This is a genomic window from Bradyrhizobium archetypum, assembly GCF_013114835.1.
Lineage (GTDB): Bacteria > Pseudomonadota > Alphaproteobacteria > Rhizobiales > Xanthobacteraceae > Bradyrhizobium > Bradyrhizobium archetypum.
This window is the reverse complement of the sequence record NZ_JAAVLW010000009.1, coordinates 99,466-111,274: the sequence shown is the minus strand read 5'-3', so window position 1 is coordinate 111,274 and position 11,809 is coordinate 99,466. Positions and strand designations below refer to the sequence as shown.

Sequence of the window (11,809 nt, the reverse complement as noted above, 5' to 3'; positions counted from 1 at the left end):
GTGCTCACAGCCCGTAAAGTATCTTCAGACCGCCGCTGGCATGAAGGGCAATCAAGATTCCTTCGCTCAACAACTGCACCTTTTCGAGTCTTGCCGAGTCGAGGCGGCCCTCCATGCGAAAGCCGTCCTTCAGCGGGCGCGTCAGGCGTTCGTTCGCTGCCATGAGCAGGTTCTGGTAGGAGATGCCGTAATCGAGATTGGCGACATTCTTCAATTGCGCCGCGAGCTGTTGCACGGCAGATCGAATCTGGCTGTCGTCTGATGAAGTTGTCAGGTCGATTTCGCCCAGACTGAAGGTCCTGGCGTTCGTATCGACTGTTGGCGTGGCGGAGAGATAGGTCCATTGGCCCGCGCTGGAATCGGTGTCCGGGTTCTTTGCGAGGCGCAGGCCGATCACGAGTTTACCCGATGATGGATAAACCTGAACCTCGCGCACAGATGTGTCCTGGGCCGGCGCGGCTGCGATCGCCTGGCTTACCTTGTCCTTGAGCGTGTCGTAGTTGATGCGGACGGGAAGAATGACGTCGAAAGTGCCCGGCTCGGCCACCGCGGTGCCGAGCGGCGGCAGGGCCGTCACCGCGACAGCCGGCGGCTGCTGCCCGATCACGGTTTCCGCGGAGCCGACAAGCTCAAGCGATCCCCACAACAGCTTGGCATTGGCGCGGACCCCCGCGAAGGCCGCGCTCTGCGGGGTCAGCTGCAGCCAGACCGGCGGATCCTCCGCGAGTTTGACGGGTTCAAACGCGTGACGCCACGCTGTCTCGGCCTTGCCGTGCAGGTCGAGTGCGCGCGCCGCCGCCAGCGCCCGCGAGCGAATGCGGCCCAGTTGCGTCCGGATATTGGGCTCGACATAGGGCGCCAGGTCAAACTCGCGGCCAAGCACGTGAAGATAGGGATGTTCGCTCCAGTGGAACGAGTCGCTGATGTTCAGTTGTAGCGATCCGTCCCTCCGCAGTTCGGGGCGTGCTTCAACCTCGATCGTCGCGCGCGCCTCGGTGTCGCCGCGAATGCGCGCCGTGAAACGATTGGCTCCCTGGCCCTCGGCGGCGCCATATATAGAGACCGCTCCGAAGACGCGGTCGCCCCGGCCATACAGCGAGACCGGGCTCGTCCGGTCGACGAAACCCCAAACGTCGCAATTGGCGTTTATGCGGAAGATGAAAACACGACGATGCACGCAGTTGACGCGCTCGTCGATGGTGGCAAGCCGCTTTGGAATATCCCGCTCGATCGCCGCGGCCAGGGCCGGCAACCCGAACTCGACCGTCGCAGAGATGCGCGAAGTCGTTGCGAGCGGCGTTGCTGTGTCCGGGCTCAGCGCCGGCTTTTCGGCGCCAAACGCGATCGACGGGAGCGCCAGAGCGAGCGCGGCCAGACGGGCTAGGCCTGCGCGTGATGTGCTCGCGATCGAATCGTATTCCGGCCGGCATGTGCGTAATGGAGGAATCATTCTAGTGCTCCAGTTTCAAGAAAAACCAGAACCACGGTCGGCATTCAGTGCACGCCCAAGCAACAACGGCACGATACGGGATGCATGGACGCGGAAGCTGTTTCGCGATCCGGATCGGCAAGCTGGCAGCTCCCGTGACTGCCGAGATCGAGCTACCTCGATTCTGCATCAGTTTTCGACAAGTGTTGGGCGGACCCGGCCCTCGAGCTTGAAAACTTCAAAGCAACTTCACGGTGAACGCCTAATGTCTCCTAACAGACAAATGACACCAGCGTTGCAGACGCTCGGCCTTACCGCGCCAGTTTGGCACCAGAAATAGCCTGGACAAAAACGCTATGAACGCGGCCGAAATCGACTGAAGCCACAGAAAGATCAACGAAACTGACCTATATCGTCCCGCCTGCGGCTGCCGGCGACGGCGCGCCGGACATCGCCTTGCGGCAAAGGGAAGTTTTGGAGCCGCACGATTTCGAGGGCGAGACGTTTATATCACTGTCGGCTGGATCCACCGGCCGACATCTGATCGACCAGGCTTTCACCGCGACGACGTTCGCCGTGTGCTGCGAGTCGAAACCACGCTATCGGAAATTATGTGCGGGTTGGTCTCGTCAGGGCTTGTGCGCCGGTTCGTGCCGCGGATCGATTTCGAATTTGCCGCCGTTTTTCCTGCGCAGCGCAGTTCCCCGCCGGTGGCCTTGGATCTGGTGCAGACGATGCGAGAGGCGCTCGACGGGCTGGCTGCGGATCAGATACATCGGGAATTACGCGAGGGCTGCGACCTCTCTATTTGAGTTTACGCGGCCCGTTCGCATGATTACCAGAGCGTCTGCGCGGCACGCTCCGGCCATTCCCTGTCGTATTTCTCGCCGCCGACCTTGTTGTCGCTCATGCCGGCGAGGATTTCGCCCGGCGTCGGCAGCGTCTTCGGATCGACGCGCTTCTCCGGATTCCAGAGATCGGAACGCACGATGGCGCGGGCGCACTGAAAGTACAGCTCTTCTATCGTCATCACGATCACCGAGCGCGGCATCTTGCCTTCCATCGCGAAAGACGCAAGCAGCCCAGGATCGGCGGAGAGATGGGCGCGGCCATTGACGCGCAGCGTCGTGCCGGAGCCGGGGATCAGAAACAGCAGCGCCACACGGGGATCGCGCACGATGTTGCGCAAGGAATCGACGCGGTTGTTGCCGCGGCGGTCCGGCAGCATCAGCGTCTTGTCGTCGTGGATACGGACGAAGCCCGCGAGATCGCCGCGCGGCGAGCAGTCCAACCCCTCCGGACCGCTGGTGGCGAGCGCTGCGAACGGCGATCTTTCGATCAGCATGCGATAGGCCGGCGTGACGCAGTCGGCGACTTTCACCGTCGAAGCATCGTTCGGAAAGCCGTAGATCGCTTCAAGCTGCTCGATCGTCGAAATTACGGTCATCATCCCCCCAAATACCCGCCTTTAGCGGTCCCACTTGTCCCCGCCGATGATGCGAAGCAACTGACGCGCGTGATATTCCGCGCTGCTGACATTGACAATGGTGACGTCCGGCTCGGCATCCGCGACCGTGCGCGCGAGCCGGTCTGCGATATTGCCGTCGCTGCCGCGCCTGCGCATCGCAAGACGCTCGGCAAGCACCTCCGCCGGCGCCGTGATCGAGACAACCAAGACATTGGCATAGGCATGGCGTAGCGCGGCTATCACCGTACGCGAAACATTGGCGACGACCGTACGGCCGGCGCCGATGTCGTCCTCGATGCTGCGCGGCAGGGCGTAGGCATGACCATGCGCCTCCCAATGAACCGCAAAGGCGCCGCGCGCCTGCGCTTCGCGAAAACCTTCAATGCTGATCTGTTCATTGTCTTCCGCGCTCGAGGCCTCCCGCGTCACCACGCGCCGGGAGAATACGACGTTACGATCTTCGGCACAGGCGGCCTGCGCCAGACCCAGCAATGTGTCCTTGCCGGCGCCGCTCGGCCCCACCACTAGCACCAGCTTGCCTGGACCGATCGCGCCCGCATCCGTTTGCGGTATCGTAAGCGCTTCGCTCATGCCACGCGCCGCCCTTCCCGCCACACGCTTCGCACGACCGGGATATCGTGTGCAACATGCACGCGGATCAGGTCGGCGCGCCGGCCCACCGCGATCTCGCCGCGGTCCGAAAGACCCACCGCATCGGCCGGCGTTTTGGTGACGGTGCGAACGGCGGCAGCCAGATCGATCGCCGGCACGTCCCGCGGCAATCGCAGCGCGGCCATCAGCAGGCTCGAGGGAATGTAGTCCGACGACAGGATGTCCAGGAGACCCTCGCGGGCAAGATCGATCGCGGCGATGTTGCCGGAATGCGATCCGCCGCGCACCACGTTCGGCGCGCCCATCAGGATATCTATACCGGCCTCGTGCAAGCCGCGCGCGGCTTCCTTGGTGGTCGGAAACTCCGCCACCGCGACCCGATCGCGTACCGCGTCGGCGACGTTCTCCTCCGTCGTGTCGTCATGGCTCGCGAGCGGTATGTTGTATTCATGCGCCAGCGCGACGATCGCGCGCATATTGGTTTCGGCATAGGTCTTCTGGTAGGCGAAGCGCCGCGCGAACAACACATCGAGCTCGGCGTCAGTCATGCCGCCGCCCTTGCCACGGTAGTAATCGCGCAACTTGACCTCGTCCCGAAACTGGCGCTGGCCGGGCGTGTGGTCCATCAGCGACATCAGCCGCACGTCGGGCCGATCGATCAGCTCCCTGGCCTCCGCGACGACGTCAGGCATCGGGATCTCGCAGCGCAGATGCAGGAAATGATCGGCACGCAGAAGATCGGCCTCGCGGGCCGACGTGATGGCGGCAGCAAGCACGCCGGCGCGGCCGTCGACATCCTCCGCACCGTCCTCGCGCCAGACTCGAAGGGAATCCAGCACCGTGGTGATGCCGCAGGTGGCAAGCTGGCCATCATAAGAGACGACGGCGGCGGTCGCATCCCAAAACACCTTTGGACGCGGCACATAGTGGGCTTCGAGATGATCGGTGTGCAGCTCGATCAGACCCGGCATCACGAGATCGCCGCGGGCATCCTCGCTGCCGGCGGGCGCCTTGCCCTCGCCGAACTCGGCGATACGGCCATCGGCAAAGGCAATCCAGCCCTGCTCGATCACGCAGTCGGCGAGGACCAGGCGGGCATTGCCAAGAACGGTTTCGGACTTCGACGTCATCTGAGTGTTCCTCACGCCGCCGCGGCGAAGGCCGTCACATCGATAATGCGATCGGCAATCAACTGGCGGATTTCGTCATCATGGACGATCGCAACCATCGCGACGCCCTTGCGCTTCTTTTCCTCGATCAACTCAACGACAACACTGCGGTTGGCGGCATCGAGCGAGGCGGTCGGCTCGTCGAGCAGCAGGATCGGATATTCCGAGATGAAGCCGTGGGCGATGTTGACGCGCTGCTGCTCGCCACCGGAAAAGGTCGAGGGAGGCAGCCGCCAAAGTCGCTCGGGGATGTTAAGACGGCGCAGCAGGCGGCCGGCGCACTCGCGCGCTTCCTCCCGCGCCACGCCGTTCGCGATCAGGGGCTCGGCGACGACGTCGATGGTCGGCACCCGCGGCACCGCGCGCAGGAACTGGCTGACATAGCCAATAGTGGAGCGTCGGACGCCGAGCACCTGGCGTGGCTCGGCGCGGGCGAGATCGATCACCGCACCTTGATGGCGGATGCCGATGCGGCCGCCATCGCAGCGATAATTGCCGTAGATCATTTTCAGGATCGACGACTTTCCGGCGCCGGAAGGGCCCGAGAGCACGACGCATTCGCCGGCATCGACATGGAATGACACCCCGCGCACCACAGGCAGTTCGATGCCACCCTGCAGGTGCATGGTGAACGTCTTTTCCGCATGGCTGATTTCGATCATGGGTGTCATTGGCAGGCTCATGGCGGCAGGATCGAGGAAACGAGCAGTTGGGTGTAGGGTTCGCGTGGGTCGTCGAGCACCTGGTCGGTCAACCCGGTTTCGATCACCTGCCCGCCCTTCATCACCATCACGCGATGCGACAGCAGGCGCGCCACTGCGAGATCGTGCGTGATGATGATGGCGGCGAGCCCCAGCTCGCTGACGAGGTTACGCATGAGATCGAGCAGGCGCGCCTGCACCGATACGTCGAGCCCGCCAGTCGGCTCGTCCATGAAGACCAGCCGCGGCTCGGTAACGAGGTTGCGCGCGATCTGCAGACGCTGACGCATGCCGCCCGAATAGGTGCGCGGCACGTCGTCGATCCGGGAAACCTCGATCTCAACGCGCTCGAGCCAGCTCGAGGCGGCCTTTCGGATACGCCCATAATGATTCCAGCCGACCGCCATCAATCGCTCGCCGACATTGGCGCCGGCGGAGACCGCCATGCGCAGGCCCTGCGCCGGGTCCTGATGCACAAAGCCCCAGTCGGTGCGGAACAGGAAACGTCGCTCGGCCTCACCCAGCGACGCCAGATCGCGCAGCACGCCGTCGCGCATGCGATAGGACACGCGGCCGGCGCTCGGCGCGAGCTGCGCCGACAGGAGCTGCAGCAGCGTCGACTTACCCGAGCCGGACTCGCCGACAACTGCCAGCACCTCGCCGGGATAGAGCGCAAAGGAAATGTCGCGGCAGGCGATCAAGCGGCCGTAGTTCTTGGCGAGCCCCTCGGCGACCAGCAGCGGTTCGTCGTTCCCGGTCAAAGGTTCAGCCATGCGCCCTCTCCTTGTGAGGCGCCGCACTTTCGGTCCCGCGATGGCCGGCTGCCTGCCGGCCTTCGCAATAGTCGGTGTCGGAACAGACGAACATCCGGCTGCCCTGGTCATCCCTGACGATCTCGTCAAGGTAGGTATCATCAGCCCCGCACAGCGCGCACGGCGCGTCGAAACGGTACCGCGTGAACGGGTGATCCTCGAAATCGAGCGACACCACCGTGGTGTGCGGCGGAATCGCATAGATGCGCTTTTCACGACCGGCGCCGAACAATTGCAGCGCCGGACAATCGTCCATCTTGGGATTATCGAACTTCGGCGTGGGCGACGGGTCCATCACGTAGCGCGCGTTGACCTTCACCGGATAGGCGTAGGAGGTCGCGATATGGCCAAAGCGCGCGATGTCCTCATAGAGCTTGACATGCATCAGCCCGTATTCGCCAAGCGCATGCATGCGCCGCGTCTCGGTCTCGCGCGGCTCCAGGAACCGCAGCGGCTCCGGAATTGGCACCTGATAGACCAACACCTGGCCAGCATGCAGCGGCGCCTCTGGAATGCGGTGACGGGTCTGGATCACGGTCGCGTCTTCGGTCGATGTCGTGGTCGCAACGCCTGCGGTCTTCGCGAAGAACTTGCGGATCGAGATCGCATTGGTGGTGTCGTCCGAACCCTGGTCGATCACCTTCAGCACGTCGTCGGGACCGAGGATCGCCGCCGTCACCTGCACGCCGCCGGTGCCCCAGCCATAGGGCATCGGCATCTCCCGGCTGGCGAACGGCACCTGATAGCCGGGGATGGCGATCGCCTTCAGGATGGCGCGGCGGATCATGCGCTTGGTCTGCTCGTCCAGATAGGCGAAATTATAGGCTGACGCGTTCACTCGGCGGCCTCCTGCAACGGCTCGGCGCTGGCTGCGGCCTCGAAGAACTCCGCACGCAGCTTGCGCAGCAGGCCAAGCTCGGACTGGAAGTCGACATAATGCGGCAGCTTGAGATGCTCGACAAAGCCGGTCGCCTGCACATTGTCGGAATGCGACATGACGAATTCCTCGTCCTGCGCGGGCGCCTTGATCTCTTCGGAGAGCTCGCGCGCGCGCAAGGAGCGATCGACCAGCGCCATCGACATGGTCTTTCGCTCGCTCTGCCCGAAGGCGAGGCCATAGCCCCGGGTGAAACACGGCGCTTCCGTCGCCGAGCCCTTGAACTGGTTGACCATCTGGCATTCGGTCATCGCGATCGCACCGAGCGGTACGGTAAAGCCGGCGTCCTCGGCAAAGAATTCGACCTCGACCTCGCCGAACCGGATCTCGCCGGCGAACGGATGGCTGCGGCCATAGCCGCGCTGGGTCGAATAGCCGAGGGCGAGCAGAAAACCTTCGTCAGCGCGGGCGAGATTCTGCAAGCGCAGGTCACGGTCGGCCGGAAAGCTCAGCGGCTCGCGCGTGAGATCGCCGACCGGCGCGCCGTCGTCAGTTTGGGGCGAGGCTTCGATCAGCCCGTCGCGGCCCAGTATGTCTGTTACGCGCGGCATTGCCGCCAGCGGCTCGGCGGCAACCGGCGCTTCGGGCGCGCTGCCCTCCGCGAGCTGCGGATCGAGCAAACGGTGGGTGTAATCAAAGGTCGGACCGAGCACTTGCCCGCCCGGAATATCCTTGAACGTTGACGAGATACGGCGGCGCACCTGCATGGTGCCGGTATCGACCGGCTCGGTCGCCCCGAAGCGCGGCAGCGTGGCGCGAAAGGCGCGCACCAGAAAGATTGCCTCGATCAGGTCGCCGCGCGCCTGCTTGATGGCAAGCGCCGCCAGCTCGCGATCATAGAGCGAGCCTTCGGTCATCACGCGATCAACACCGAGACTGAGCTGTCCGGAGATCTGCGCCAGCGAAATCTCCGCCACATCGCGATCGCCGCGCCGCTCATGCGCAAGCAGGCGATGCGCGTTCTCGATGGCGCGTTCCCCACCCTTGACGGCAACATACATGGGTCAAGCTCCGTACGCGGCGAGCCGCGTGGTTCTGGGAATTGCGACGATGGCGTCGTCGTGCACCAGCACGACGTCGATGCCGCGCGGAAAATGGGTTGCGTTGGCGGCAAGCTGCTCGAACAGACTTCCGGGGCATGTCGCCTGCAACACAGCGGTGCCGTTGATGCCGGGGCCAGTCAGTTCGCAAGCGGGTCCCGCGCTCAGGCTGTCGACCTGCAGGATCAGCGTGGTCGAGCGGTCGGGGTACTCGCTGCTGCCGAGCGCGAAGCGATCGAGCGGCGGCATGTGCTGCGTATCGCCGATCACGGCGAAACTGCTTGTCGAGGGATCGGTGACGACCGGCGCGCTGGTGTGGAATTTCAGCCATTTGGCCACGTCAGGCGTCGACGACACCGCCGCATCGAGCCAGACCGGCGTATCGTGATCGAATAACGTCAGCGCGATCGCCGCCGTGCCCCGCATCATCGGACCTGGCGCGCCCGCGACCGCGCAAATGCGTTGCACACTGCCGGGCCGCGCCATCGCGTCCATGACGGAGCGGAAGGTCGATTGCGCGGACAAGACCTTGTCCGCAAATCCTGCCGGCAATTCGGCGACTGTCACCATCGTTTATCCCCCACCGCGTACCATGGTGTAGAAATCCACCCGCGTCGCTGCCGCTTGCGCGGCCTGGCGCTCGCGGCTGGCGAGCATCGAGGAGCGAAGCGGCGCCAGCACGTTGGCTTCGACCGCATCGGCCAGCTCATGCGACTGCACCATGGCGTCGCACAGCGCGATCATGCGCGCTTTCTCCAGATCGCGGCCGAGCGTGTAGCCGAAGCCGACCTCCCCGGTGGCGAGCCGCACCGCGGCGCGCGACACTGTGGCTTCGCCGAGATTGAACGGCGCGCCGTCGCCGCCGATGCGGCCGCGCACCATGACGAGGCCGTTCTCGGGTTCTCTTAGATGTTCGTGGGCGGGCACGGCGATGGCACCGAGGCATTCGGCGATCCCGGCGGCATCGGAATGCGCCAGCACCGTCATCGCCGCCTTGCGCCGAGCCTGCATCGCGGTTTCCGTCACCATTCCCAATTCCCGGTCTTGCCTTGCTTGATTGAAGGTCTTGCCTGATTCAAGTTGTCTATGATAATAGACAACTTCATAGCCAAGGTAAATGACCGTTTCGTGACACCGCCAATGATTTCCCCGATGCCAGCTTTCGGCAGCGCGCCATGACCGTGCAGGACGTTGCATCCGGCGTGGCGCTGTGGCGCCAGGTTGCCGACGGCATCGAGCGCGGCATCGCCGACGGACGTTTCGCCGCCGGCGAGAAACTGCCGGGCGAGATCGAGATCGCGGAAACCTACCGCGTCAACCGCCACACCGTGCGCCGCGCCTTGGCAGCCCTCGCCGAACGCGGGCTGGTGCGCGCTGAGCGCGGCAGCGGTACCTATGTGGAGGCGCCTCGGCTTGCCTATCCCTTGCGCTCACGCACGCGGTTTTCCGAGATCGTCGGCGCCGGCGGCCGCGAGCCGCGCGGGCAATTGATCGGCGCCTCGGAGGAAATCGCCAGCCGCGAGCTGGCGCGCGAGCTCGGCCTCAAAGCCGGCGCACCGCTGGCCCGGATCGAGGCGCTGCGTCTCGCCGACCGGACGCCGATCTGCATCGGCACGCATTGGCTCTCGGCCGAACGGTTCCCGGACGCCGGAAAGGTCTATGCCGGCGCGCGCTCGATGACGAAACTGCTGGCGCATTACGGCGTCCGCGATTATCGCCGCGCATCAACCAGGATCACCGCCGGCATCGTCGATGCGACGGATGCCGCGCGGCTCGATCTAGCGCTTGGCCGCCCGATTCTCGTGGTCGATTCCACCGACGTGGATACCCGCGGCCAGCCGCTGATCACCAAGCGCGTGCGATTTGCCGCGGAGCGGGTGCAGTTCCTGGTGGAAAGCTGAAGCTCAGGCGATGGCGCGCCGGCCGATGATGGCGAAGCGCAGGCGGTTCGAGATCCAATCGATGACGGCAACCGCAACCAGGATCATCAGGATCAGGAATGACACCTTTTGCCATTCCAGCACGCGGATTTGTTCGGCCAATTGCAGGCCGATGCCGCCGGCGCCGACAATGCCGATGATGGTCGCCGAGCGCGTGTTGGATTCGATGAAATAGAGCACCTGGCCGGCGATAACCGGCAGCACCTGCGGCATCAGCCCGAACCGGATCTCGTGCAGCTTGCCGCCACCGGATGCGCGGATGCCCTCCACTTCCTTGCGATCGGCGGCCTCGATCGCCTCCGAAAACAGCTTTCCGAACGCGCCGAAATCGGCGACCGCAATCGCGAGTACGCCGGCAAAAGGCCCGAGCCCAACCACGTTGATCCACACCAGCGCCCAGATCAGCGTATCGACGCCGCGGATGGAATCGAGAAAGCGCCGCACCGGAAAGCGGAAGATGGCGGACGGAACAATGTTGCTGGCCGCAAGCAGGCTGACCGGCAATGCGGCAATCGCCGCCAGCGTGGTTCCAAGCAAGGCGATCGACAGTGTCTCGCCAAGCGCGGCGAGATAGGCCGGCAGCGATGAGCCGGGATCGGGCGGCAGCATCATTAGCGTGATCCAGCCGAGTTGGCTGATTCCCGCAATCAGGCGCGACGGCGCGAAATCGAGATCGACCAGGCCGAAGATAAAGACCGCAAGGGCGACGATAATCACCAGTGGCGTCGCCAGGCGCGAAGAAGCCGGACGATCGAACACGTCGGGATAGCGCTCCCGCATCTCGCGCGTGGCCTCGGAAGGTAGCCGCGTCATGCGCGCGCTCCCCTGCCGAACAGCCTTGCGCGCAGCCAACCGGTCGCGATGTCGATCAGGAATACGGTCACGATGATGGTGACAAGGATCGCGCTGACGTCGGAATAGTAGAATTTCCTGATGGCGACGACGAGTTCCTGCCCGATGCCGCCGGCGCCAACGAAACCCATCACCGACGCCTCGCGCACATTGATCTCGAAGCGCAACAGCGCGTAGCTCGCATAACCCGCGGTGACCTGCGGCAGTATCGCGAAGCGCATGCAGGAGGGCCAGCTCGCGCCGGTAGAGCGTACACCCTCGACCGGCTTCATGTCCGCATTCTCGACGATCTCGGAGAAGAGCTTCCCGAGCGCGCCGGTCGAATGGATCGCGATCGCGAGCACGCCGGCCATCGGCCCGAGCCCGAAGGCGATGACGAAGATCAGCGCGAACACGATGCCCGGGACGGTACGCGCGAATTCCAGCGCGCGGCGCACCACGAACCGGAGCCACGGCGAGGGCGAGGTGTTTTCAGCCGCGAGAAAATTCAGCGCGAACGCCAGCACCGCACCGGCCAGGGTACCGACATAGCTGATCAGAATCGTCTCGCCGAGAAGCTTGAGCCATTTTTGCCAACCCCAGAACCACTCGCCGAAATTGGTCCAGATCCTGGTGCCATCGTCCAGCGTCAGGATGCGGTCGAAATAGCTGACGAAGTTTCCAAAATAGGTAAAGAGCGTCCGCAGATTCACCTCGGAGCCGACGGCGGCCAGTGTCAATGCCGCCAAGAACAACGCCGTCGAAAGCAGCGCCCGGAGACGCTTGCGCCGCACCGCCATGCGATAGGCCTCGGTGAGGCTCGCAAGCTGCGATTCCGGGAGGATAGAGACGGCGCTGGTCATGCTGGGC

13 protein-coding genes and 1 pseudogene are annotated in these 11,809 nt (G+C 64.3%); 2 read left to right on the top strand and 12 right to left on the bottom strand.

Annotated elements, in window-relative coordinates; all coding sequences use genetic code 11:
• Window positions 1–4: 4 nt before the first annotated feature.
• Window positions 5–1,450 carry a DUF4403 family protein gene (locus tag HCN50_RS27320; protein ID WP_171712997.1) on the bottom strand — a complete coding sequence of 482 codons (1,446 nt, stop codon included), beginning with the start codon at window positions 1,448–1,450 and terminating at the stop codon, window positions 5–7.
• A gap of 425 nt (window positions 1,451–1,875) precedes the next feature.
• On the opposite strand from HCN50_RS27320, the pseudogene HCN50_RS33825 reads away from it, so the two are divergent.
• Window positions 1,876–2,241: pseudogene (locus tag HCN50_RS33825) on the top strand (LysR substrate-binding domain-containing protein); the annotation flags it as partial.
• Window positions 2,242–2,264: 23 nt separating this feature from the next.
• On the opposite strand, the gene HCN50_RS27310 reads toward HCN50_RS33825, so the two are convergent.
• Genes HCN50_RS27310 through phnG form a run of 9 tightly spaced genes read right to left on the bottom strand, consistent with a single transcriptional unit; the run spans window position 2,265 to window position 9,197 of the window.
• Window positions 2,265–2,876 carry a pyridoxamine 5'-phosphate oxidase family protein gene (locus HCN50_RS27310; protein ID WP_171712995.1) on the bottom strand — a complete coding sequence of 204 codons (612 nt, stop codon included), beginning with the start codon at window positions 2,874–2,876 and terminating at the stop codon, window positions 2,265–2,267.
• A 21-nt stretch (window positions 2,877–2,897) separates the two neighbouring features.
• Window positions 2,898–3,488, bottom strand: a complete 591-nt coding sequence (gene phnN / locus HCN50_RS27305) for a phosphonate metabolism protein/1,5-bisphosphokinase (PRPP-forming) PhnN (protein WP_171712994.1) — start codon at window positions 3,486–3,488, stop codon at window positions 2,898–2,900.
• Entirely contained in the window at window positions 3,485–4,639 is a 1,155-nt protein-coding gene (locus HCN50_RS27300) for an alpha-D-ribose 1-methylphosphonate 5-triphosphate diphosphatase (protein WP_171712993.1), read from the bottom strand. The genes phnN and HCN50_RS27300 overlap by 4 nt, the downstream gene beginning before the upstream one ends.
• A gap of 11 nt (window positions 4,640–4,650) precedes the next feature.
• Window positions 4,651–5,349, bottom strand: a complete 699-nt coding sequence (gene phnL, locus HCN50_RS27295) for a phosphonate C-P lyase system protein PhnL (protein WP_171712992.1) — start codon at window positions 5,347–5,349, stop codon at window positions 4,651–4,653.
• 8 nt (window positions 5,350–5,357) lie between these two features.
• Window positions 5,358–6,152, bottom strand: a complete 795-nt coding sequence (gene phnK / locus HCN50_RS27290; RefSeq protein WP_171712991.1) for a phosphonate C-P lyase system protein PhnK — start codon at window positions 6,150–6,152, stop codon at window positions 5,358–5,360.
• Complete coding sequence (locus HCN50_RS27285) at window positions 6,145–7,029, bottom strand: alpha-D-ribose 1-methylphosphonate 5-phosphate C-P-lyase PhnJ (protein WP_171712990.1); 885 nt, start codon at window positions 7,027–7,029, stop codon at window positions 6,145–6,147. The genes phnK and HCN50_RS27285 overlap by 8 nt, the downstream gene beginning before the upstream one ends.
• The gene (locus HCN50_RS27280) at window positions 7,026–8,129 is read right to left on the bottom strand and encodes a carbon-phosphorus lyase complex subunit (RefSeq protein WP_171712989.1); all 1,104 of its coding nucleotides are present in this window, start codon (window positions 8,127–8,129) and stop codon (window positions 7,026–7,028) included. The genes HCN50_RS27285 and HCN50_RS27280 overlap by 4 nt, the downstream gene beginning before the upstream one ends.
• A 3-nt stretch (window positions 8,130–8,132) precedes the next feature.
• Complete coding sequence (gene phnH, locus HCN50_RS27275) at window positions 8,133–8,738, bottom strand: phosphonate C-P lyase system protein PhnH (protein ID WP_171712988.1); 606 nt, start codon at window positions 8,736–8,738, stop codon at window positions 8,133–8,135.
• 3 nt (window positions 8,739–8,741) lie between these two features.
• Window positions 8,742–9,197, bottom strand: coding sequence for a phosphonate C-P lyase system protein PhnG (gene phnG, locus HCN50_RS27270; protein ID WP_171712987.1), 456 nt, complete (start codon window positions 9,195–9,197; stop codon window positions 8,742–8,744).
• A gap of 146 nt (window positions 9,198–9,343) precedes the next feature.
• Between phnG and phnF the strand changes: the two genes are divergently transcribed.
• Entirely contained in the window at window positions 9,344–10,069 is a 726-nt protein-coding gene (phnF, locus tag HCN50_RS27265; protein ID WP_171712986.1) for a phosphonate metabolism transcriptional regulator PhnF, read from the top strand.
• Between the two features lie 3 nt (window positions 10,070–10,072).
• Here the strand turns inward: phnF and phnE (HCN50_RS27260) are convergent, their stop codons facing one another.
• The gene (gene phnE, locus HCN50_RS27260; protein WP_171712985.1) at window positions 10,073–10,921 is read right to left on the bottom strand and encodes a phosphonate ABC transporter, permease protein PhnE; all 849 of its coding nucleotides are present in this window, start codon (window positions 10,919–10,921) and stop codon (window positions 10,073–10,075) included.
• Window positions 10,918–11,802, bottom strand: coding sequence for a phosphonate ABC transporter, permease protein PhnE (phnE, locus tag HCN50_RS27255; RefSeq protein WP_171712984.1), 885 nt, complete (start codon window positions 11,800–11,802; stop codon window positions 10,918–10,920). Before phnE (HCN50_RS27255) ends, phnE (HCN50_RS27260) begins: the two co-directional genes overlap by 4 nt.
• Window positions 11,803–11,809: the final 7 nt, after the last annotated feature.